The organism is Devosia sp. Root413D1, from assembly GCF_001425235.1.
Taxonomy (GTDB): Bacteria; Pseudomonadota; Alphaproteobacteria; order Rhizobiales; family Devosiaceae; genus Devosia_A.
The window spans coordinates 359286-382579 of the sequence record NZ_LMEA01000009.1; the positions used below are offsets into that span (position 1 = coordinate 359286).

The window sequence follows — 23294 nt, forward strand, 5'->3', positions numbered from 1 at the left end:
TCATGCCCAAGACCCTCTACGAAACCATCATCGATCGCGTCCGGAACGAGCTTCCGGCGCTCATCCTGTTCAGTTGCCTCGTCAACCTGCTGCTGCTCGTCACCGTGTTCTACATGCTGCAGGTCTATGATCGCGTGCTGTCGACCGACTCGCTCGACACGCTGATCTGGCTGACCCTCGGCACGCTCGCCGCCATCATCGTCTACGGCATCATCGAGCATGCCCGGCGGCTGATGCTCACTCGCACCGGCGCCTGGCTCAATCTCGAGCTCACCGGCCCGGTGATCCGCCGCGCCATGGAAGCCCGGCTTGCCGGCGCCGGCCTCGAAGCCGGACCGCGCGATGTTTCGGACCTGCGCGCCTTCTTCGATGGCGACGGTCCGCTCGCCTTGCTCGATGCGCCCTGGGCCATCGTTTTCATCGCTTTCATCTGGCAGCTGCATCCGGCGCTCGGCCTCATCGCCATCGGCGGCGCCCTGGTGCTGTTCGGCCTCGCTGTCGGCAATGACATCGCCACCCGGCCGGCGCAGAAGCGCTCGACGGCCGAGCTGCGCGCCAACCACGACGCGGCGCTCCGCTACATCGACGGCGGCGAGACGCTGGCGCCGCTCGGCATGGCGCAACCGATCATCGAGCGCTGGCAGGAACGCGAGCAGCTCGCCACCGATCGCCAGCAGCGCCTCGCCGAAGACACCGCCACCGTCGTCAGCATCTCCCGCGCCATTCGCATGGCGCTGCAGGTGCTGATCCTCGGCACTGGCGCCTACTACGTGCTGCAGGGCCAGCTCACTGGTGGCGCCATGATCGCCGCATCGATCGTCCTCGCCCGGGCGCTCTCGCCCATCGAGCGTTCGATCAGCGCCTGGCGCCGGCTGCTCGCCGCCGCCGCGGCGCATCGCAATCTCAAGGCCCTGTTCAAGGGCTCTGCTTCTGACCACGAGGCGGTGCAGCTGCCACGGCCGCTCGGCCGCCTGTCCGTCGAGGCGGTGAGCTTTGCCGCGCAGGCTCGGCATGAGCCGATCCTCTCCAATGTCAGCTTCGGCCTCGAGCCCGGCACCAGCTGCGCCATCGTCGGCCCATCGGGGGCGGGCAAGTCGACCCTCTGCCGCCTGCTGGTCGGCGCCGCGCGCCCCAGCTTCGGCCATGTGCGCATCGACGGCGCCGATGTCTTTGCCTGGGATTCCGACGATCTGGGCCGCCACCTCGGCTACCTGCCGCAGCAGGTCGAACTGTTCCCCGGCACCGTCGGCCAGAACATTGCCCGCTTCCGACCCATCGACAGCGATAAGCTGGTCGAGGCGGCCCAGCTGGCCGGCGTGCACCAATTGGTGCTGGGCCTGCCCGGCGGCTACGAGACCGATATCGCGGCGGCCGGTAACCGGCTGTCGCAGGGCCAGCGCCAGCGCCTCGGCCTCGCCCGCGCCGTTTACGGCGATCCGCCGCTGCTGGTGCTCGACGAGCCCAACGCCAATCTCGACAGCGATGGCGACCTCGCACTCACCAAAGCGCTCGCCGAGCTCCGGCGCCGCCGGCGCACCGTGGTGATCGTCACCCACCGGCCGGTCGACCTGCAGGCCGTCGATAAGATCCTCATCATGCGCAACGGCACCGTCACCCGCTTCGCCGACCGCGACGGGGTGCTGCGCCCCTCCGGCGTTCCGGTCGAGGGCGAAGAGCCGCGGCGCATCCCGCAGCCCGCGCGCAAGCTCCCCAGAGCAAACGCCCCAAGTCATTGATTATGTCGCGCTTTCGAACCGGAAAAGTCTGCAACTTTTCCTGAAAGCACTCCAGGAGGTCGCTGCCATGTTCGAGAACCCCACCAAGCTCTGGCAGATGGCGTTGGACTGGTGGCAGGCCGAGGCCCTGCCGCTGGTCGATCGGGCCTGGATCGCCACCCGCGACGCCGGCCTCTCCCCCGAAGGCGTGCTCACTGCAGCCGCCACCGTGGTTGCACTGGGCATTCTGCTGCTCATGCTCGGGGAGCGCCACCGCCGCATCAAACCACGGGTCGAACTCTCCCGCGCCACCCGTGGTCCGCGCTGGCTCGGCTACGTCGCGGCGCTGCTGCTGGTCGGCGGCTTCGGCACCTGGGCCTATGGCGCCCGGCTCGCCAGCGCCGCCATCGCATCGGGCGTGGTGAGCCCCGACGGCTACCGCAAGACCATCCAGCATCTCGAAGGCGGCATCGTCCGCACCATTCACGTCAAGGAGGGAGATGTGGTCGCCGCCGGCGACCCGCTGGTCACCCTCGACGACACCCAGGCCCTGGCCCGTCGCCAGGAGCTGCGCGACCGCTACATTGACCTGCGCGCCCTCGAGGCGCGCCTCCTCGCCGAGATGCAGGGGCGCGATGCCATCACCGTCCCGGCCGAGCTGCTTGCCTTCCCGGCGGCTGACTATGCCAGAGCCATCGACGACCAGCGTGCCCTGTTCACGAACCGCCGCGCCTCGCAGAACGGCCGTGAACAGATTCTCGACCAGCGGGTGAAACAGGTGGACGAGCAGATCGCCGGCCTGACCGAGATGATCGCCGCCGAGGACGAACAGATCGGCCTGCTCGAACAGGAAGCAGCGAACGTCAAGCAACTGTACGACAAGGGCCTCGAGCGCCTGCCGCGCCTGCTCGAGCTGCAGCGCGAGGCGGCCAGCGTCGAAGCCCAGCGCGCCGCCAACCGCGCCGCCATCGCGCAGAACCGCCAGTTGATCGGCGAAACCCAGATGCAGCTCTTCGCGCTGCGCGACGAAATCGTCGAAAGCGTCAGCGAGGACCTCAGCAAGGTCCGCGGTGAGCTCGCGGAACTGGCGAGCCAGTTGGCTTCGCGCGAGGATGTGCTGGCCCGCACCGTGGTCACTGCGCCGATCGCCGGCACCGTCATGCATGTACGGGTCACCACCGTTTCCGGCGTGGTGAAATCCGGCGAGCCGATGCTCGAGATCGTGCCGGAGGGCTCGAAGCTGGTGATCGATGCGCGGCTCAGGCCGCTCGATATCGATACCGTCCATCCCGGCATGCCGGCGCGCGTTGTCCTCACTGCTTTCCGGCAGCGCAACCTGCCGCAGATCCACGGCGTGCTTCGCTCGATCTCGGCCGACAGCCTCATCGACGAGCGCACCGGCAGCGCCTATTTCCTCGCCAAGGTCGAAGTCGACCGGGCGAGCCTCGACGCGCTGGGCGAGGGCATCAGGATGCTTCCCGGCATGCCGGCCGAGATCATGCTGCTGGGCGACGAGCAGACTCTCCTGGACTATCTGGTGAGCCCGATCACCACGTCGCTCGACCATAGCTTCCGGCAGTAGAGCGCGATCAGGAAAAGTTGCAGACTTTTCCGGTTCGATCGCGCGACCAAGCAAAGACTCTCGCGGCATACGACTTTCAGCCTACTCCTCGTTGCCCGATCGGCGGTTGCCAACGCTGCCTCGGGCTGTAACCTGACGTACGTCCCTCGGGGAGGATCGGGGGACAAATAACGAGGGAGAGGCGACGTGAAGATCACTTCGGTGAAGACGGCGGCAACGAGCGGCCATTGCATGCATCTATGGGTCCGCATCGAGACCGACGCCGGCATCACCGGGCTCGGTGAATGCGTGCATGGCGGCTACCAGGCCATTGCCATCATCAAGGAGCTGGAAGAGCGCCTGATCGGCCGCGACCCCTTCGCCATCGATGCGATCTTCGAGGAGACCCGCCGCAGCCTGGTGTTCGAAGGCGGCTTCGCCGGCGCGCTGATCACCGCGCTCACCGGCATCGAAATCGCGCTCTGGGACCTGAAGGGCAAGGCGCTCAAGGTGCCGATCTATGAGCTGATGGGCGGCAAGTTCCGCGACGACATCCGCGTCTATTGCGATTGCGAAGTCTCGCCCGGCATGAACATGGACGAGGTGCAGGCCGAGGTCGACAAGGTGCTCGAGGCCGGCTTCTCCGCGCTGAAGGTCGATCTCGATATCCGCGCCTATGGCCACACCGGATCGGAGACCGGCTGGTACGAGAAGGACAGGTTCAACATGACTCCCAACAAGTGGGAGCATGACCGGATGGTGCAGCTGGCCGAGATGGTGGTGAAGGCCGCCGGTAAAGAGGTCGAGGTCGCTTGTGACCTGCATACCAGGCTCGACAAGCACTCCGCCATCCGCCTCGCCAAGGACCTCGAACATCTGCAGCTGATGTGGCTGGAAGAGCCGATCCCGCCCGAGAACATCGACGCCATGGCCGAGATCACCCGCTCGACCAGCGTGCCGATCTGCGGCGGCGAAAACCTCTATCTGCGTCACGGCTTCCGAAAGGTGTTCGAGCAGCAGGCGCTCGACATCATCATGCCCGACATTCCGAAATGCGGCGGGCTCTCGGAGTGCCGGAAGATCGCCGAGATGGCCGACCTCTATTCCATCCCCTTCGCCCCGCACAATGTCAGCTCGCCCATCGGCACCATGGCCTCGGCCCAGGTCTGCGCCACGGTGCCGAACTTCCTGGTGCTGGAGTTCCACTGGTTCCACCGCGACTACTGGAAGACCATCACCGATGGCGGCGAGATCATCCAGAACGGCCGCATCAAGCTGACCGATCGGCCGGGCATTGGTCTGGAGCTGAACGAGGACGTGGCACGGCAGCACCAGTATCCGGGGACGACCTGGTTTGCGTGAGGGGGACGGCCACGATGCTCTGAGCGTGTGGCCACCCCCACCCTTGATCCCTCCCCACAAGGGGGAGGGAGACGCGTACTGAAGCTGCGGTTCTGGCTCTCCCTCCCCTTGATGGGGAGGGCAGCGCAGCTTGGCGGCTCTGCCGCCTAGCGCAGCTGGGTGGGGCGGGGCGGTAAGATCGGAGCTGTGCTACCGCACCAAAGCCGGCCGCTTCGCGTCAAACGCCCACCCACCGATCAGATACTGCATCGCCGCCGCATCGTTGCGGCTGCCTGCCGGCAGCGAGCGATACCGGGCATGCGCCGCCTCGAGCTGCGCCTCGTCGATCTCCACCCCGAGGCCCGGCCGTTCCGGCACGGCGACGTGCCCGTCGCGGATCAGCGGCGGCTCCACCGTCAGCCGCTGCCCGTCCTGCCAGATCCAGTGCGTGTCGAGCGCGGTGATCGTCCCTGGCGCCGCGGCGCCGACCTGGGTGAACATCGCCAGCGAGATATCGAAATGGTTGTTCGAGTGGCTGCCCCAGGTCAGCCCCCAGCGCTGGCAGAGTTTTGCCACGTCGATCGAGCCGCGCGGCGTCCAGAAATGCGGATCGGCCAGCGGGATATCGACGCTGCCCAGCGTGATGGCGTGTCCCATCTGCCGCCAGTCGGTGGCGATCATGTTGGTCGCGACCTTCACCCCGGTGCGTAGCCGGAACTCCGCCAGCACCTCGCGTCCGGAAAAGCCGGCCTCGGCGCCGCACGGGTCCTCGGCATAGGCGAGGATCGGCTTCAGCCGGCCCGCGAGCTTCACCGCTTCCTCGAGCGACCACGCCCCGTTCGGATCGACCGTCAGCCGCGCCGCGGGGAAGCGCTCGGCCAGCGCCTCGATCGCCTCGGCTTCGGCCTCGCCGGCCAGCACGCCGCCTTTCAGCTTGAAATCGCGAAACCCGTAACGCGCCTCCGCCGCCTCGGCGAGCCGGACGATGGCGGCGGGCGTCAGCGCCACCTCGTCGCGCAGCCGGTCCCAGTCATCGCCACGCGTCGCGGCGCGATAGCCGAGCGGCGTTATGCTGCGGTCGCCGACATAGAACAGGTAGCCCAGCATCTCGACCCGGTCGCGCACCTGGCCGTCGCCGAGCAGCTCGGCCATCGGCACCCCGAGGAACTGTCCCATCAGGTCGAGCAGGGCGCATTCAAGTGCTGCCACCGCATGGATGGTGATGCGCAGATCAAAGGTCTGCGCCCCGCGTCCGCCCGCGTCCCGGCTGGCGAAGGTCTCGCCCACCTGCCGCAGCACCGAGCGATAGGCGCCGATCTCGCGTCCGACCACCAGTTCGCGGCTATCCTCCAGCGTTTTCGCGATCGCCTCGCCCCCCGGCACCTCGCCCAGTCCGGTCCGGCCGGCGCTGTCGGTGAGGAGCACGATGTTGCGGGTGAATAGTGGCCCATGCGCGCCGCTCAGGTTGAGCAGCATGCTGTCCTCGCCGGCCACGGGCACGACGCGGAGGGCGGTGATGATGGGGGTGGCGGTCACGTTTGCCTCAAGACAAGCTGGTGCGTGGGGCTCCACCCCACCCTTGATCCCTCCCCATCAAGGGGAGGGAGACATTGTGGCGCGGGCCGTGGTTCTCCCTCCCCCTTGTGGGGAGGGATCAAGGGTGGGGGTGGGCAACACGCACCGATCGAGCGAACTACCCCTTCACCGCCCCGACGGTCAGCCCACCGACCAGGAAGCGCTGGGCGTACATGTAGAGCACCGCCACCGGGATCGCAGTCAGCAACGAGGCCGCCATCAGTTCGCCCCAGGGCAGGATGTCGCCCACCACCATCGATTGCAGGCCAATCGGCAAAGTCCTGAGCGATTCCGAGGTGATGAACACGAAGGCGAACAGGAACTCGTTCCATGCGTTGGTGAAGGCGAACAGCGCCACCGACAGCAGTGCCGGCGCCGCCAGCGGCAGGGTGATGCGGATGAAGGCATAGAGCCGGCTCGCCCCGTCGATCATCGCCGCTTCTTCAAGCTCCACCGGGATCGAGCGGAAATAACCGATCAGCACCCAGGTGGCGAAGGGGACGAGGAAGGTTGGGTAGGTGGTCAAGAGCGCGCCATAGCTGTTGATCAACCCAAGGTCGCTCAGCGTCTGGTAGAGCGGGATGAAGATCAGCGTCCCGGGCAGCAGGTAGGTGATCAGGATCGCCGTGGTCAGCAGCCCGGCGCCGAGGAATTTGAGCCGGGTCAGCGCATAGGCGGCGAGCGCCGCGATCGCCACCGAGATGATGGTGCTCAATGCGGCAATCAGGATCGAGTTGCCCAGCCAGTGCAGGAACGGCGAGCCGAACAGCAGCTCCTGGTACTGGTTGAGGGTCGGCGGGTTCGGCCAGAAGATCGATTGCCGCTGGCTGATCTGTGTCGTGGTTTTGAACGAGGTGATCAGCACCCAGTAGAACGGGAACAGGACGAACGCCATGATCGGCAACAGGATCAGGATGCGGATGCCGATCCCCATGCGTTCGCGGCCCTGCGGCTTGAACACCGGCTTTTCGGTCGAACCGGTCATCCGCTTGCGCAGCGCCTTGCCCAGCACCTCGATGCCGCGGTTCAGCATGTCGAACGGCCAGAAGAAGACATCGAGCACGAAGCTGAACAGCCCGCCGAAGAACTTGCCGATGCCGAGCCCCTTCTTCTGCACCCCGGCGGCACGCTCGTCGTGGCGCATGTACTTGGAGAGCAGGTAGATCAGGAACGCCATCAGCGGCGCGACGGAAAGCGCGATGGCGCTGCCGGGGCCGTATTGCAGCGAGCCGATCGCCTTTTCATACGCGAGGATCGAGTAGAGGCGGGTGGCGCCGCTCGGTCCGCCGCCGGTCATCAGGAAGATCAGCCCGAACTGGTTGAAGGTGGAAATGAAGCTCAGCAGCAGCACCACGAGGATGACGTAGCGCATCCCCGGCAGCGTGATGTAGCGGAAGCGCTGCACCGCATTGGCGCCGTCGACCTCGGCCGATTCATAAAGCTCGGTATCGATCGCCTTGAGCCCGGCGAGCAGCAGCAGGGTGAAGAACGGGATGCCCTTCCAGACGTTCACCGCGATGACGCTGCCCAGCGCGAGGTTCGAGTCCGACAGCCAGCCCAGCGGCTTGTTGATGATGCCGGCGCCCTGCAGGATCGGGTTGAGGCCACCGAACAGCGGATCGTAGATCGACTTCCAGGCCAGCGCCGTGACGATCTCGGGCACGATCCAGGGCAGCAGCATGATCGCCGACATCAGGTTGCGCCATGGCAACTTGGAATGCAGAATCATGGCGATGGTCATGCCGGTGACGAACTTGATGCTGAGCGACCAGAAGGTGAAGTTGATCGTGTTAGAGAGGCTCAGCAGGTAGTCGGAATTGGTGTAGAGCCGCTGGTAGTTCCTCAGGCCCACCTGCACCGTCTCGCCGGTGTTGAAATTGAATGTCGTCATCGACATCAGGATGGCGCTGATGAACGGCCAGAAGATCAGCCCGGCCATCAGCAGCACCATGGGCAGCACGAACAGGTAGGCGATCCTCCAGTCGCGGCCCAGGATGTTCTTGAGCTTGAACCGCGGACGCGCGGCAGTGGTGGTGCCGCCGATGGGCATGTCGAGAGAGATGCGCTTGTCCAAGGTCAAGCCTCCTTCCAGCTGAAGCACCCGAGAAAGCTGGGTGCAGGAGTTGGGCACGGCCTGGCAGCACGAACTGGCTGCCTTGGCCGGCACGGGGATGGCTGAGGACGGCGGTGGCCGCCCTCAGCCAGGAAGCATCGCGGCCTTAGGGCTGCATGATTCCACCTTCTTCGAACAGGTCGCGCATCTTCTGGTGCGCGTCCTTGACGGCATCGGCGGGCGCCATGCGCCCCGAGATGACGTTGCCGACCGACTGCTCCAGCACGCCCTGGGCGCGGATGGCGTCGACGCCGGCGTTCGGGTTCGCCGGCCACGACTGGCCAAGGAACGGATCCTTGACGTCAACCGCCTGCTTGATCGTCGCCAGGTTTGGTTCGGCAGCAAGCAGTTCCGGGGTCCACAGGTTCTGGTAGGCCGGGGTGAACAGCACGCTGCCCAGAGCTGCGATCTTGCCGAAGTTGGCCGGGTCGAGCAGGTTGAGCGCCAGTTCCTTGGCGAGCGCCGCGTTCGGTGCACCCTTGAACACGGTCATCCAGCCGCCGACGTTGCCGCCGTCGCGGCTGTCGCCGTTGATCGCCGTCGGCGCCTGCAGCAGCAGCGTGTTCGGATAGACCGGGTTGGCGTCACGCTTCGACTGAGCGTAGATCGAGAAGGCGTTCTGGGTGAACCCGATTTGCCCGGCGAGCCAGGCCTCGTTGTTGCCGGTGTCGTTCCAGCTCTCGACGCCCGGCGGCAGCATGGCGGCATACTTGCCGTTGCGGTCGTAGGTTTCGCGCAGGAACTCGAAGGCGGCCACCGTCTCCGGCGAGTCGAAGGTAACGACCTGGCCGGTCTCGTCGGTGAAGTGGCCACCGAAGGCCTGCACCGTGGCGATCAGGAAGCCGAAGCCGTCACCGGACTGGTTGGGCGTAAAGCCCCAGCCGTAGAAGTCGGGACCCGAGATGGCGAGCGCCGCTTCGCGGCGGTCGACGATGGTCTTCAGGGAAGCAGGATCGATGCCCTTTTCCTTGAGCTTGTCGCCACGCGCATAATAGCCGGTGGTCGTGCCGATCAGCGGAACGGCCCACCACTTGCCGTCAAGCTGCGCGGTCTTGGCAGCGTTCAGGCCGGGCATGATGTCGCCGTAAAGCTTGACCGCTTCGTCGACCACGTCGGTCACATCCTCGACCAGGTCGAGCAGGTGCAGTTGCGAGATCGAGACGTTGGATGTGTAGGCGAAATCCGGCGGGTTGCCGGCTTTCACCGCCGCCGTCATCTTTCCCATGAAATCGCCGAATGACTCGGGGTTCGTGGTCGAGATGTCGAGCTGGACCCCCTTGCCGTCGGCAAAGGCCTGCACTGTGTCGCGGAACGCCGTCTGGGCCGCCTCGAAATACTCGGTGCGGTGAATGACGGTGAGCTTTCCCGAACCGCCGACCGGCAGCGGTGCGTCCGGCTTGGGTGCTGCGGCGTCCTGCGCAAAAACCGGAAGGCCGCTCCCCGCGGCGATAAGTCCGGCGCCGGTAGCAACGGTCCCCCTCAGGACGTCGCGACGGCTCAACTTCTTGATAGTCATCGTAGTTTCTCCTCCTCGTCGTTGGGCAGTCTCTCCTAGTCACGGCTCGTTGGTGGCTCTCGTGTCCACCTTGTATGACAACACGTGCAGCATTGAACAGATTTCGCTCTGCTGCAACACGTACCTCACGGTTCGGCTGTCCAGCCCTTGCAGGCCCCCCGTCCATTGCCTACCTTGTGCACAGGCATCGTGCCCGGCAAGAGGCCCGGCGCCCGCCTGTTTCCGCAACACCAGGACAAGAGCATGGATATCGATCCGACCTTGCGGTCAGTCGTGGCCGTCCGATCCACCATCCCCGACGACGCCTTCACCGCGGCCGGCCTCGGCACGCTGCGCGAAGGCAGCGGCGTAGTGATCCGCGAGAACGGCCTGGTGCTGACCATCGGCTATCTGATCACCGAAGCCGAAGAGGTGTGGTTGACCACCAGCGACGGCCGCGTCGTCGCCGCACATGCCCTCGCCTATGACCAGGAAACCGGTTTCGGCCTGGTGCAGGCGCTCGGGCCCCTCGACCTGCCGGCGCTCGAACTTGGTAATTCTGCCGACGCCCAGTTGGGCGATGCCGTGGTCTTCGCCGACGGCACCGGTCGTTCCATCCGCGCCACTATCGTCGCCAAGCAGGAATTCGCCGGCTACTGGGAGTACCTGCTCGACGAAGCCATCTTCACCGCCCCGGCGCATCCTTCGTGGGGCGGCGCGGCGCTGATCGGCGCCGACGGCAAGCTGCTCGGGGTCGGTTCGCTCCGCCTGCAGATGATGCGGGCCGGCGAGACCGCCGACATTAACATGGTGGTCCCCATCGATCTGCTCCGCCCCATCCTCGATGACCTGCTCACCCGCGGCGAGGCCAACCGCCCGCCGCGTCCGTGGCTGGGCGTATTCTCCGCCGAGAGCGACGGTGAAGTGGTGGTGATGAGTGTCGCCGATGGCGGCCCGGCCGCGCAGGCGGGGCTGCGCCAGGGCGATGTGATCTCCGACGTGCGCGACAGCGAGGTCGAAAGCCTCGCCGATTTCTATCGCAAGGTCTGGAGCAGCGGCCCGGCCGGCGCCGAGTTCCCGATGCGTGTCGTACGCGACGGCCGCGACACCTGGGTCCGCATCAAATCCGCCGACCGCAACAGCTTCCTGCGCAAACCGCATTTGCAGTAGGGCGCTTCAAAAGTACCTGTCACAGGACGGTGCGGGAAGATCACCCCCACCCCTGTCCCCTCCCCGCAAGGGGGAGGGAGACCAAAACACCAGCGCCGGTACGAGCGTCTCCTCCCCCCTTGCGGGGGAGGGACAGGGTGGGGGGTGTCTTCCCGCACTGACGGTCGCAGACGAAAGCGCAACAAACACAGGTCAGTTGATGGTCGGGAGCTTCGGCCGCAAGGGCTCGAGTTCCAGGATCTGCCCTGCCGTGCAAGCCCCCGGCTTGCCGGTCAGCGGCGGGATGCAGACGCATTGACCGCGGCGCAGGCGGCTGTCGTCCGGGCAGGCCGGGGTCTGTTCCTCGACGATATCCGGCCGGCAGTTGCCGGGCTCGCCGCTGGTGCCGGGCAGGCAGACGCACTGACCGCGGCGCAGGCGGCTATCGTCGGGGCAGCTCGGCTCCTCGATCACCTCGGGCCGGCAATTGCCCGGCTTGCCGAGTGTGCCCGGCAGGCAGACGCATTCGCCGCGGCGCAGGCGGCTGTCATCCGGGCAGCTCGGCTCCTCGATCACCTCGGGCCGGCAATTGCCGGGCTTGCCGAGCGTACCCGGCAGGCAGACGCATTCGCCACGGCGCAGCCGGCTATCGTCCGGGCAGGTCGGTTCTTCCACCACGTCCGGCCGGCAATTGCCCGGCTTGCCGTGGGTGTCCGGCAGGCAGACGCATTCACCGCGACGCAGGCGGCTGTCGTCGGGGCAGACCGGCTCCTCGACCACATCAGGCCGGCACTTGCCGGGGTTGCCATGCGTGCCGGGCTTGCAGACGCACTCGCCATTGACCAGCCGGCTGTCGCGGAAGTCGCAGCTTGGCGTCGACTGGTTGGGTTCGCACTCGCCCGGATCGCCATGGGTCCCCTTGTCGCAGACGCAGGCGCCGCTATCGGTCAGGTGGCTGTCGGCGGGGCACTTCGGCGCCGTCGGGCGCGGCGTGGCGCATTGCTTGCCGTTCCACTGCGTGCCCGCTTCGCAGCAGTCGCCATTCGGCATCACCTGCTTGACCGGGCATTGCTCGGGCTCGGGCTCCGCGCCCGGCCGGCAGACGCTGGCCGGCAGCTGGGCTGCGGCCGAGGCGGTGTACTGCACCCCCTCGTCGCTGTGCAGCACGGCGGCCGAGATCGACGCATTCACCGTGTTGACGATATTGCACTGACCCGCCACCGCCACATCGGTCGGGATGTGGATGGTGATGGTCATCTCGGTGTATTTGCCCACCGGGATGGTCTTGAACGTCGACGAGCAGTGCATGTCGTTGTCGGTCGTCGGGACGCACGTCCAGTTGCTGGAGGACACAAAGCTCGTGCCGTCCGGCAGCAATTCGTCGACTTCGACCGTGCCGATATAGGGGTCGGGTCCGGTCGATGTGGCCCTGACGGTGAAGGTCGCGTCGTAGCCGTCGCCGGCCTTGACGGTCTTGATCGCCGTCTTGGTCAGCTTGAGGCTTGGCGGGTCGCAATACACCGCGACCGGGCCGGGCCCCAGGTTGATGAACAGCTGCGGCACCTTCTGGGTGGCCTGGGCGAGGTAGCCCGGGTCGCCGCCGGAAGCCGGATTGGTGATCAGCACGGTGTTGATCACGTTGCAGTCGGCTAGCGTCACGCTGTTGGGATTGACGTGCGACGTCGCCTGGAAAGTCCAGTTCGACAGCGCCGGCAATGCCGCCGGACGGGTGCAGAGCCACTGATCCACCCCCGAAGGAACGCAAGCGGCGCCCGAGAAGGTCGTGGGCTTGTCGTTGAAATCCTTGACCTGGATCGGTCCCGGCTGCGGGCCACCGCCATAGTTGAACACGGTGATGTCGAAATCGCAGAGCCAGTCCTCGCTGGATGGATCCGACGCACAGCCGGTGGCGGTCTTTTGGATGTTGAGCTTGGGCAGGCCCGGCGCGATGCAGGCAGGATTGGGCAGCGCCTGGCCGACCGTGTCCGAGTCGTTGCCACCGGGATTCTGTGGTGAACCCGGGTTCGGCGCCAGGATCGACAGGTTGTTGGTCACCGAGCAGACGCCCGGCCCATCCGGAATGAAGGTGTGGAACGGCACGACGATCGGCGTTCCCGGATTGACCCCCACCGCTCCCGGCGGCGTACAGGTGGTGACCGCCGCCCCGGTGCAGAATGGGTACATCAGGGTGAGGAAGTTGGTGGTCACCCCCGCCGAGCTGTCAACGAAGGACAGCGGCCCCAGATAGGGCGTGGTGCCGACATTGCTGATCGTCATCCGCCATTGGCAGAGATAGCCATTCACCCCGTAGAAGAAGGGCGAACAGCCGAGCGCCGTCTTCTGCATCTTGAGGTCGGTATCGAGCGCCGGTCCGGCACAGGCCGGATCCGGGATCGGCGCGGTGACCGCGTCGAAGTCGTTGCCGGCGACGAGGTTGGTCGGCGAGCCCCCGGCGGGCGCGCTGATATTGGCCTTGTTGTCGAGGCCGCAAAGCGCCGGCAGGATGCCCTTGGGGACATGCGAGGTCACGAGGAACCCCGAGGTCCAGCCGGGCGGCACGTTGACCGGTGGCGCGACGATATTGCAGGTCAGCACCGGGCCGGCCTGGACGCAGGCCCAGGGGCCCAGCGTCGTCGCCGGAGCGTTGATACCGAGCGTGTCGGTGACGGTGATCGGCCCGGAATAATTGCCCGGCCCGGCATTCTGCACCAGCACCACGTACGAGCAGTTCCAGGTCGCGCCGGCGTCGGCGCAACTCGGCGCGGCGATCTTTTCGAGCAGCAGGTCGCTGCCGGGTGCCGCAAAGCAACCGGGCGCCTTGATGCCCGCCACGCCGATGTTGAAATCGTCGCTCGGATCGTCGTCATTGCCCCAGAACCAGTCGAGTTCGGCTGCGTTGGCGAGGTGGCAATAGTTCACCAGCGCCTTGGGCAGCTTCACCACCTCGTGCAGCACCACCCCGTCGCCGGGATAGAGCAGCACCGGGCCGGTGACGCACTGATAGGCGGTCGGTCCGGTCGGGCCGCACGACCATGGCGGCTGCGGCCAGAAGCTCATGCTGGCGCCCGGATTGTTGGCCGGCAGGTGATCGTTGACCACCACCGGACCCCAATAGGGCACGCTGCCGGTGTTCTCGACCCGGATGGTGAAGTTGCACCACCAGTTGGCGCCGCCATCGACGCAGAAGAACGGCTTGGCCCATTTTTCCAGCGTCAGATTGCTGTACTCGGGCTCGTCGGGTTCATCGGGTTCGTCCTCGTCCGGCTCATAGCTCGGCGGCAGGTAATCCGGCGGCGGGAAGGCCGGCGGCGGGACGTAGGTAGCCGGTGCGCTCTCGCACACCTGCCAGATGGTGACCGCGCCGACATGGCCCTGCGCCGTCGCCTGGTCATCATCGGTATTGCCGTCATAGTCGGCAAAGAAGGCCAGCGTCGGCGGCTCGTTCTGCGGCCGCACCAGCGCCGCGGCATTGCCCTGCAGGCCATGCACCTGGGTCGGCGGATCGAGCGGCGCATCGACGTTCAGATTGTCGCGCAAGGCATCGCCGGTCGACCACAGATAGGCGCTGCAGGCGCCGCTGAGCGTGCCGGCCTCGTCGTCGAAATCCGGGCCGAGCGCGATGCCGCCCGAGGCGTTGCTGCCTTCCGGCGCCATGCCGATGGCGTAGCTCTGGGGTGTCTCCACCCAAGTGCCCGGCGTCGTCGGGTCGTCCGGGAACTCGCGCTCGTAGCGCACCACCGACGAGGTCAGCGGCGTGGCAAACACCGAATAGTCATAGCTCCCCACCGGCGCGCCGCGCTGCGCGAGGAGCATCCGGCCCTGCGGGTCGAAGACGATGCTGGCGATCTCGTTGCTGGAGGGCAGGTCGGCAATATCGAGTTCCCAGCGTGCCGTGCCGAAGCTGCCGTCGGCATTGATGCGCACCGACCAGATCTGCGCGGCGACGGCGTAGAACAGCCGCCCGCCATTGACCGCGAGGCCGAACACCTTGCGCTCCGGCTGGGTGAAGCCCCAGGTCGCCGGATCCTCGCTGTTGAACGCCGGATCGGTGACCGACATGGTGCTGCCGTCGTCGGCGACGGGTTCGAGCTCGTGCGTCGGTCGTCCGGCGACGCCATGGTCGAAGGTGTCGATGATGACGCCGTCCGCCGCCAGCCGGTAGACGAGGCCGGTATCGAGATCGGAAACGAAGAACTGCGCGCTGGCCGGGTCGAACACCAGGTTGCCCAGCCCCGCGCCGCTATTGGCCGCGATGGTGGTGAACAGCGAGATCTCTCCGGTGCTGCCATCGACTTTCCAGATCGAGCCGGGATAGCCCGCCGTCCCGCCGGCCGTGCCCCACTGGCCCGCCATGAAGCTCGCCTCGGGCGCGCCGAGCTTGCTGCGTACCGGATTGCCATCGGCATCCGGCACGACGATGTTGAGCCCGAAGGCCGAGGTGGCCGCGAGATAGATATTCGGCGCTGCGGCGCCGCTGAACTCGGGAGCATCGTCGAGCGCCACCCCGAAGGTCTGCCCGACATCGGCTGCGGTTGCCGAGAATACCGGTTCGGCCGGGATCAGCTGACCGGTCGGCGGTCCATCCGGCTGCAGCTGCTGGATCACCATCGACGCGCCGGCCGGATCGATGAAGGTGTAATCGAGCGGCTCGCCGCTGGCCGGGGGTGTCGCCGGCGGCACCACGCCCGAGAAGCCGGTGACGACAGGCTCGCCGGGAGCAAAGATCGCCTCGTCCGCCGCCAGGGCGAACGATGTCAGGAGTACCGTGGAAGCAATAACAGTCGCGACAAGTGCGCCGACGAACTGACCCGGGGTCCGCAGACCGAAATACGACGCCATGGCCTCTCCTCGCCATTAACGCCCCTAAGCTCACGCGTCCCCTTCGCGTGCACTCCGCATGAGTACAATACCACGCCACCACGCTGTCGGCACTGCTAATCTTGTGCCGGCGGCAAACGATGCTGCCGCCGGCCTTCGGATGACTTTCAACCGCGATGACTTTTGAAGATCTTCAGCGCCACCACCGCCGCAGCGAGCGCAATGGCGAGGCCCATTGCGGGGTGCAGCATTGAGGACATGCTGGCCTCGGGATCAGTGCGCAGCAGGTACTGCACGAACGGGATGGCGTAGAGCAAGGCGGTGAGCCCGCTCCACCAGCGCAGCGCCCGAACGCGCCTGTCGGTCCAGGTGCCCCAAGTCATCAGCGCCACGGGCACGGCGGCGATGAAGGCCCAGCCGGTCAGCACCAGCACGGGGGCGACGATGGCCGACCAGGTGAGGTAGTTCGGTGCAAGCTTCTGCGACTTGTCCTGGCGCGGGGCGGCGAAGTTATCGGTGGTCATATCAGCTACTCCTTGGGTTAGGGGAAGGGCACCGGCGCGGCGTCGCGCCGGCGCCGGGTGTCACTTGCGGGTGGCGACGGCGGCGATCAGCGCGGCCAGCAGCGCCAGCCCGGCGGCGCCGAGATAGGCGGCCGAGTAGCCACGGGCGAGCGCGGTGATCTCGTCTGCACCACCGGCGCTGAGGCTGCTGGTCAGCGTCGTCGCCAGTGTGAACAGCACGGCCAGCCCGAGGGCGCCGCCAATCTGCTGGCTGGTGTTGACCAGCCCGCTGGCGAGCCCGCTATCGGCTTCGCTGACGCCCTGCACCGCGAGTTCGGTGCCGGCGATGAACGCGCCGCCCAGACCGGCGCCGATGATGATTGTCGGGCCCAGCAGGTGCAGCACGAAATCCGCCCCGACCGGCGCCAGAGCCAGCCAGACGAGGCCGATTGCGAGACCAACCAGCGACACCGCCAGCGTCCGCGCCGAGCCGACCTTCGCCATCACCGGCGGCAACACCCCGGCCGTGACGATCAGCGCCAGCGCCAGTGGCACCTGGGTCAGGCCGGTCAGCATCGCGTCATAGCCGAGGACGTTCTGCATATGCAGCGACAGGACGAAGAACAGCCCGACCACCGCGCCGCCGATCAGCAGCACCACCAGGTTTCCCAGCGTCACTGCACGGTTGGCAAAGATCGCGAACGACACCAGCGGGTCGCGCGAGCGGAGCTCGATCACGGTGAACAGCCCGAGCAGCACCACGCCGGCTGCCCCGAGGCCGAGCGTCACCGGCGACAGGAAGCCGACCTCGAGCACCATCGAGAACGCCGCCACCAGCGCCACCACGCCGAGCGTGATGGTGATGGCGCCCCAGAGGTCGAGACGCGCCTGGCTCTGCGCCACGTCGCGGCTCAGCAGTGAGGGGATCGCGGCGAGCACCACGAGGCCCACCGGCACGTTGATGAAGAAGATCGCCGACCAGCCGATGCTGGCGGTCAGCACGCCACCGAGCAGCACCCCGGCAACACTGCCGAGCCCTGCCACCGCGCCCCAGATGCCGAGCGCCTTGGCCCGCCCGTCGGTCACCGGGAACAGCTGCATCAGCAATGCCAGTGCCGCCGGCGCGAGGAGCGCTGCCGAGGCGCCCTGCACGGCGCGCGCCACGAGCAGCATCGGCCCATTGATCGACAGCCCCGCTGCCAGCGAAGCCACGATGAAGCCGGACACCCCGGCGAGGAACACCCGGCGGTGCCCATAACGATCGGCCAGCCGCCCGCCCAGCATCAGCAGCCCGCCGAACGGCAGCACATAGGCGGTGATCACCCAGGTGAGGAGGTTGTGGTCGAGCCCCAACCCGGCCCCGAGGCTGGGCAGTGCGATGTTGACGATCGAGGCATCCAGCACCACGAGGAACTGCGCCAGCGCCAGGATGGTGAGGGCCAGCCAGCGATTGCGGCTGCGCTCGGTCGGTGGTGCTGCCTCGGCAGCGGTTGCGATCACGGTGGTCATTGCTGTTCTCCCATATCAATAGAGTGACTAGTCACTCACCGGTTGGTTTCAAGAAATGGCGCCTTTGTTCCCGCGCTTGAGCGGGTGAGGGCGCCACGATGGACGTCGTCATAAATCGCCGGGGGGATGCCCCGGCCGGATCAGATCGCCGGCACGTGCCGGATGCCGCGCGCCACCAGGCGGGCCCAGTCCTCACCGAGCTCGTCGATATCGGTGGTGGTGATCAGGTGGCAGAGCTGGCCGAAGGCGATGAAGCGCTGCACGGCTTCGTCGCTGGCGCCCGTACGCTGCTTCACATAGGTGACGATCCGCTTGAGCCCGCCTCGCATGGTGGCGCGGATCGCCGGAACATCCGAGGCACTTTGCGCATGCACCTGGATCATCAGGATGCTGCGGTCGGCAATCAGGCTCGCATAGCCGTCGCCCATCGCATAAAGGATCGCATCGGCATCGCCGTTGCTGACCGTCTGGGCGCTCTTTTCCAGCGTCTCCTCGATCCGGGTGAAGCAGCGCTCCACCGCGGCGATGAACAGCTCTTCCTTGGTGGGAAACAGCTTGAACACATAGGCCTGGCTGATCCCGGCCCGGACAGCGACCGCCGTTACCGGCGTCGCCTGAAACCCCGCATCGGCAAACGCCACCAGCGCCGCCTCGACAATGGCTTCTCTTCGGGTGTCCGCATCGGACAGGTTGGTGCGCGTGTGCTTCATGGTGAGTGAGTGAATACTCACTTGCACTAAGCATGTCAATGGCCAAACAATCTCCGAGCCCTTGGCATCGAAACCGCCCCTCCGGCCGTTTGGCCATCTCAACGAGGGTGCCCCCATGTCCAGCAACGACATCGCCGACCGCCTCAACCACTTCGGCAGGAACATCGAACGATGGCGCACCGAAGCGGCGCGCCTGACCCTGCTCGCCGCCCAGGCCCGGGAGCAGAAGCCCGACGAAGCGCAACTGATCCATCTCGAAGAGACGGCAACAGCCGTCTACACCGACATCACCGAGTTTCAGCGCACCGTCGAGGAAATCGCCACCACCAGCCCCGCTGCCGCCGCTGAACTCGCCCCGGTCGGCGACGCCATCCACCTGGTGCTGCTGGAGATCACCGAACTCGGGATCAAGCTCTACAGCTCTCGCACCGAGCTGCCTGAGGTGACGTGACTTCGCCTCGGCAAGGAGCCGTGCAGTTGGGATACCCTCTCCCGCTTGCGGGGGAGGGGGGACCGCGCGAAAGCGTGGTGGGAAGGGGGTGCCCCACGCACGAATGGTAGGCGGACTGGGCAGAGGCCAGTGTTTGCGGCACCCCCCTCCCACCAGCCTTTCGGCTGGTCCCCCCTCCCCCGTAAACGGGAGAGGGTGCGCCGACTGCAGGCCTCAGTGGCCCGAAATCTCCGCCAAGATCCCCTTGGTCAAACTCCCGGTCGCTGGGTACAGCGGGATCAGACACGCCTGCAGCGCGTGGTAGATGTCGCCCTTGCCGCCGAACAGCGTGTAGCTCGGCTGCAGGTCCTCGGTCAGCTGCTCGTGCCAGCCGCCGTTCTGCTCGTCGATGAACGAACTCGCGATCACGTCCCAGATGTGGCGGTACCACTCCTCGTGGAAGGCGCTCGGCCGGTGCTCGCAGAGGAACGCCGCGGCGCCGATGCCCTCGGAGGCCGGCCACCAGAGCTTGTCGCGCATGTCCGGCTTGTCGTTCCAGTCGAGGTTGTAGAAGAACCCGCCCTTAGCCTTGTCCCAGCCGAGTGCGATCGACTGGGCAAACAGAGCTTCGGCCGCATCGGGCATCCAGGCGTGCTGTTTGCCGCCCAGCGCCCAGAGCTGCAGCACCAGGCGCGACCATTCCAGCCAGTGGCCGGGCGTGGTGCCAGGCGGCCGGAACATCTGGTCGCCGAGATAGCCCTTGTCGACCTGCCAGTTGCCATCGAAGTGCTCGGCCACGCGAAAACCGTTCTCGCCGGCCTTGCGCCGGATGATCAGGTCGGCGATGCGCTCGGCCTTGTCGAGATAGCGGCGCTCGCCGGTGGCCTCGAACGCTGCCATCAACGCCTCGGTCAGGTGCATGTTGGAGTTCTGCCCATGATAGGGCGCGATCACCGACCAGTCGGCGTTGAACTCTTCGGCAATGGCGCCGTGCTGCTCTTCCCAGAATTTGGTCTCGAGGATCTCGGTCACATCGGCCAGCATCTTGTCGGCCAAGGGGTGCCCGACCAGCTTGGCGCTCGAGGAGGCGAGCAGCACGAAGGCATGGCCATAGCCTTGCTTCCGCCCGTCGCGCGGCCCGTTATCGTCCACCGTCCAGAAATAGCCGCCGGCCTTGGTATCGCGATGCCGCTCCCACAGGAACTTCATGCCGTGGTCGACGATCAGGTCCGAGCCCGGCCGGCCGAGCAGGCTGCCGATGGCGAAGCAGTGCACCATGCGCGCCGTCGAGTGGATGCCGCGCACCGGATTGGCGGCGTTCAGCGGCTTGCCGGTCGCATCGAGGTCGAAGAACCCGCCCTTCGGGTTGAAGGCCCGATTCTGGAAGAACCCGAACAGCGCGTCGGCCTGCTCCAAGAGCCAGCGCCGATGATAGCTACGGTTGCGCCAGGGTTGGGTGGTCGTCGCCGGCATGTTCAGCTCCCTTTTTGCTGCGCCAGTTCTACCCAGCGGGCAGCGCAGCGTCGAGGGCTACCATACGAGCATCAGGCCTCGAGCCGCGCCCGGATCGCCGCCTTGGTCGCGTCGTCGGCGAAGGCTCGCCCGATCGCCGCGAGGTTGGCCGCCCGGAACCGCGCCGTGTCCCAGCCGAACACCTGCTGCAGCCGGCCATACTCCTGGGTCAGCGTCAGATCGGTCGGCCCGCGCGCGTCGGTATTGACCCCCACCGACACGCCGCGCCGCACCAACTTGTCCACCGGGTGATCTTCATAGCGGTCGAACACATCGATCTGGATGTTGCACGACGGGCAGACCTCGAGATGCACGTCGCGCTCGAGCAGCAGCGCGATCACTGCGTCATCCTCGATCGAGCGCACCCCATGCCCGACCCGCCGCACGCCCAACTGCTCCACCACTTCGCGCACCTTCTCGGCGCCGCCTGCCTCGCCGGCATGCGCCGTGACGTTGAGCCCGCGCTCGGCGGCCTTGCGAAACACCGGGATGTGCTCGCCGAGCCCATAGCCGGTCTCGTCACCGGCGAGGTCGACACCGCCGACCCCCTGGTCCCGATAGGTCTCGGCGATGCGCACCAGGTCGAGCCCCTGCGCCGTATCGTCGGGCCTGAGGGTGCAGAGGATCAGTCGCGCTTCGACCGGATAGGTCTTTCGCCCCTCGACCAGCGCTGCCAGCACCGTCTCCACCACGTCGTCGGTGGTGAGCCCGGTCTGTCGGTGCAGCTGCGGCGCGAAGCGGATTTCGGCATAGACCACGCCATCCTCGGCCAACTGGCGCAGCAGGTCGATGGTCGACACCGTCAGCGCCCGACGGCTTTGCAGCAGCGCCAGCGGCGGCGCCAGATAGCGGAAATAGTCGACGAGGTTCACGCACTTCTGCGGCGCGAGGAACTCGGCCCGATAACGCTCCGGCGTCACGCTGGGGTCGAGTGCGTTCACCGAGTCAAAGCTCATCGAGCAATCGAGGTGGAGGTGCAGCTCGACCTTGGGAATCGCCCTGAGTTCGTCGCGAGTCATCATCAACCCTTGATACCAGCGCTCGCCAGGCCCTGCACGTAGTAGCGCTGTAGCGGCAACAACAGGGCGATCGGGATCAGCGCGGTGATCACCGATACTGCAAAAAGCTGGTTCCAGATCGTCTGGTACTGCTGCTGGAACGCCGCCATGCCGACCTGGATCACCTTGAACTGCTGGGAGGGCATGGCGAGCAGCGGCCACAGGAACGCCTCCCACTGGAACACGAAGAGGAGCAGCCCGGCGCTGATGCAGGTGGGGATCGAGAGTGGCACATAGATGCGAACGAGGACATCGAACCAGTTGGCGCCATCGAGCTTGGCCGCCTCGAGGTAGTCCTTCGGGACTTCCTTGAAGAACTGGTAGAACAGGAACACCGCCAGCCCGTTGGCAACACTGGGAACGATCAACGCTGCCACGTTGTCGAGCCAGCCCAACTGCAGCGTGACGGTGTAGAGCGGCAGCGCGATCGCTTCGAAGGGCAGCATGAAGCTGATGATGATCAGCGTCAGAATGGCGTTCTTGCCCTTGAAGTCGAACACCGCGAAAGCAAAGCCGGCCATGCCGTTGACGATCAGTCCGCCAATCATCGTGACGATCGCGACGAACATCGTGTTGGCGATGATGATGCCAAAGCCGCGGTCGAACACGCCCTGGTAGGCCTCGAGCGAGAATGGCGAGGGGATCAGCGCCTTGGCGGTGAACGGGAAGATATCGGCGAAGACTTCGGTGTTGGGGCGGAGCGACGAGACGATCGCCCACCACAGCGGCAAGACGAAGATGAACGCAATGGCGATGTAGGCGACGTGCTTCAAACCGAAGCCGATGCCCTTGCGGAGCGCGTGCGGGGTGCTTTGCATCACTTCTTCTCCGGCTTGCCGTTGAGCAGCCGGAACTGCAACCCGACGATGACGAGGAGGATCGCGACCACCACGACGATGATCGCCATCGCCCGGCCCATGTCGCCGAAGATGAAGCCCGACTTGAAGGCCTCGTACATCAGCACGTTCGTGCTGTCGGCCGGCCCGCCCTGGGTGATCATGAAGATGGGCGCGAACAAGAGGAAATTGATTGAGACATCGGCCACCAAGACGAAGAGCAGCGTCGGCCGCAGCAGCGGGATGGTAATGAAGACCAGGCGCTGCCAGGCGCGCGCGCCGTCGATCTTGGCCGCGTCATAGATCTCGGGCGAAATGTTCTGCAGCCCGCCGATGATGAAGATCATCCAGTACGAGATGCCCTTCCAGGTGGCGATGGCGATGATCGAATAGAGCGCCAGGCTCTCCGAGGTCAGCCATGGCTGCCCGGGAATGCCGGCAATGTTGAGCACGCCGTTGGCGAGCCCATCCGGGCTCAGCATGATGCGCCAGATGATCACCGCGGTGGGCAGCGACACCCCGATGGGGATGAGGAACAGCACCCGGTAGAACGCCACGCCCTTGAACTTCTGCACGTAGAGCAGCGCCAGCCCGAGCGCGAGGGCGATCTGGATCGGGTTGATCAACAGGTTGAACCACAGCGTCACCTGCAGCGATTTCCAGAACGCGGAATCGGTGAACAGCGCGACGTAGTTGTCGAGCCCGACAAACACCTGGTTGCCGCGCAGCATGTTGAAGAAGCTGTCGCTGACCGCCAAGGCGATCGGATAGAGGCGGAACACCACGAGGCCGACCAGCGCCGGCGCCAAGAGCACCGCGAGCAGGAAGAGGGGAGTCTTGCTTCTGACCATCTAGAGCGGTTCACCTAGTGGAGAGTCACGGGCACGATTGCTTCGGTGATCGCTTTCTCCCCTTGTGGGAGAAGGTGGCCGAAGGCCGGATGAGGGGGCCGCGCAACGAAGTGTAGCG

16 protein-coding genes are annotated in these 23294 nt (G+C 66.2%); 5 read left to right on the forward strand and 11 right to left on the reverse strand.

Features of this window, described 5'->3' with window-relative positions:
- The first annotated feature begins 2 nt into the window (after nucleotides 1–2).
- The 3 genes from ASC89_RS13705 (at nucleotide 3) to ASC89_RS13715 (ending at nucleotide 4638) form a co-directional block, all read left to right on the forward strand.
- Nucleotides 3–1736, forward strand: coding sequence for a type I secretion system permease/ATPase (locus ASC89_RS13705; protein ID WP_055998666.1), 1734 nt, complete (start codon nucleotides 3–5; stop codon nucleotides 1734–1736).
- A gap of 67 nt (nucleotides 1737–1803) precedes the next feature.
- On the forward strand, nucleotides 1804–3297 hold the full coding sequence (locus ASC89_RS13710) for an HlyD family type I secretion periplasmic adaptor subunit (RefSeq protein ID WP_055998667.1): 1494 nt from the start codon (nucleotides 1804–1806) through the stop codon (nucleotides 3295–3297).
- Nucleotides 3298–3483: 186 nt separating this feature from the next.
- Complete coding sequence (locus ASC89_RS13715) at nucleotides 3484–4638, forward strand: mandelate racemase/muconate lactonizing enzyme family protein (RefSeq protein ID WP_055998669.1); 1155 nt, start codon at nucleotides 3484–3486, stop codon at nucleotides 4636–4638.
- Nucleotides 4639–4827: 189 nt separating this feature from the next.
- Here the strand turns inward: ASC89_RS13715 and ASC89_RS13720 are convergent, their stop codons facing one another.
- From ASC89_RS13720 to ASC89_RS13730, 3 genes are all read right to left on the reverse strand, one after another.
- Complete coding sequence (locus tag ASC89_RS13720) at nucleotides 4828–6093, reverse strand: enolase C-terminal domain-like protein (RefSeq protein WP_082533391.1); 1266 nt, start codon at nucleotides 6091–6093, stop codon at nucleotides 4828–4830.
- A 217-nt stretch (nucleotides 6094–6310) separates the two neighbouring features.
- Complete coding sequence (locus tag ASC89_RS13725; RefSeq protein WP_055998673.1) at nucleotides 6311–8266, reverse strand: ABC transporter permease subunit; 1956 nt, start codon at nucleotides 8264–8266, stop codon at nucleotides 6311–6313.
- Nucleotides 8267–8411: 145 nt separating this feature from the next.
- Entirely contained in the window at nucleotides 8412–9821 is a 1410-nt protein-coding gene (locus ASC89_RS13730) for an ABC transporter substrate-binding protein (RefSeq protein ID WP_055876441.1), read from the reverse strand.
- Between the two features lie 243 nt (nucleotides 9822–10064).
- Between ASC89_RS13730 and ASC89_RS13735 the strand changes: the two genes are divergently transcribed.
- Entirely contained in the window at nucleotides 10065–10970 is a 906-nt protein-coding gene (locus ASC89_RS13735; protein WP_055876443.1) for a S1C family serine protease, read from the forward strand.
- Between the two features lie 192 nt (nucleotides 10971–11162).
- Here the strand turns inward: ASC89_RS13735 and ASC89_RS13740 are convergent, their stop codons facing one another.
- The 4 genes from ASC89_RS13740 to ASC89_RS13755 form a co-directional block, all read right to left on the reverse strand.
- Nucleotides 11163–15788, reverse strand: a complete 4626-nt coding sequence (locus ASC89_RS13740) for a DUF11 domain-containing protein (RefSeq protein ID WP_055998675.1) — start codon at nucleotides 15786–15788, stop codon at nucleotides 11163–11165.
- Between the two features lie 146 nt (nucleotides 15789–15934).
- Entirely contained in the window at nucleotides 15935–16291 is a 357-nt protein-coding gene (locus ASC89_RS13745) for a hypothetical protein (protein ID WP_055998677.1), read from the reverse strand.
- A 60-nt stretch (nucleotides 16292–16351) separates the two neighbouring features.
- Nucleotides 16352–17779 (reverse strand): DHA2 family efflux MFS transporter permease subunit, encoded by a 1428-nt coding sequence (locus ASC89_RS13750; protein ID WP_055998679.1) that lies wholly within the window; start codon nucleotides 17777–17779, stop codon nucleotides 16352–16354.
- Nucleotides 17780–17919: 140 nt separating this feature from the next.
- On the reverse strand, nucleotides 17920–18510 hold the full coding sequence (locus tag ASC89_RS13755; protein WP_197421214.1) for a TetR/AcrR family transcriptional regulator: 591 nt from the start codon (nucleotides 18508–18510) through the stop codon (nucleotides 17920–17922).
- Nucleotides 18511–18604: 94 nt separating this feature from the next.
- On the opposite strand from ASC89_RS13755, the gene ASC89_RS13760 reads away from it, so the two are divergent.
- On the forward strand, nucleotides 18605–18940 hold the full coding sequence (locus tag ASC89_RS13760; protein ID WP_055879963.1) for a hypothetical protein: 336 nt from the start codon (nucleotides 18605–18607) through the stop codon (nucleotides 18938–18940).
- Between the two features lie 213 nt (nucleotides 18941–19153).
- Here ASC89_RS13760 and ASC89_RS13765 read toward each other — a convergent pair whose 3' ends face one another.
- The 4 genes from ASC89_RS13765 to ASC89_RS13780 all read right to left on the reverse strand — a co-directional run bounded on the left by ASC89_RS13765 (nucleotide 19154) and on the right by ASC89_RS13780 (nucleotide 23176).
- Complete coding sequence (locus tag ASC89_RS13765) at nucleotides 19154–20392, reverse strand: AGE family epimerase/isomerase (RefSeq protein ID WP_055998681.1); 1239 nt, start codon at nucleotides 20390–20392, stop codon at nucleotides 19154–19156.
- 71 nt (nucleotides 20393–20463) lie between these two features.
- Nucleotides 20464–21450, reverse strand: a complete 987-nt coding sequence (add, locus tag ASC89_RS13770; protein WP_055999008.1) for an adenosine deaminase — start codon at nucleotides 21448–21450, stop codon at nucleotides 20464–20466.
- Between the two features lie 2 nt (nucleotides 21451–21452).
- Nucleotides 21453–22307, reverse strand: coding sequence for a carbohydrate ABC transporter permease (locus ASC89_RS13775; RefSeq protein ID WP_055998683.1), 855 nt, complete (start codon nucleotides 22305–22307; stop codon nucleotides 21453–21455).
- The gene (locus ASC89_RS13780; protein WP_055998685.1) at nucleotides 22307–23176 is read right to left on the reverse strand and encodes a carbohydrate ABC transporter permease; all 870 of its coding nucleotides are present in this window, start codon (nucleotides 23174–23176) and stop codon (nucleotides 22307–22309) included. The genes ASC89_RS13775 and ASC89_RS13780 overlap by 1 nt, the downstream gene beginning before the upstream one ends.
- Nucleotides 23177–23294 lie beyond the last annotated feature (118 nt).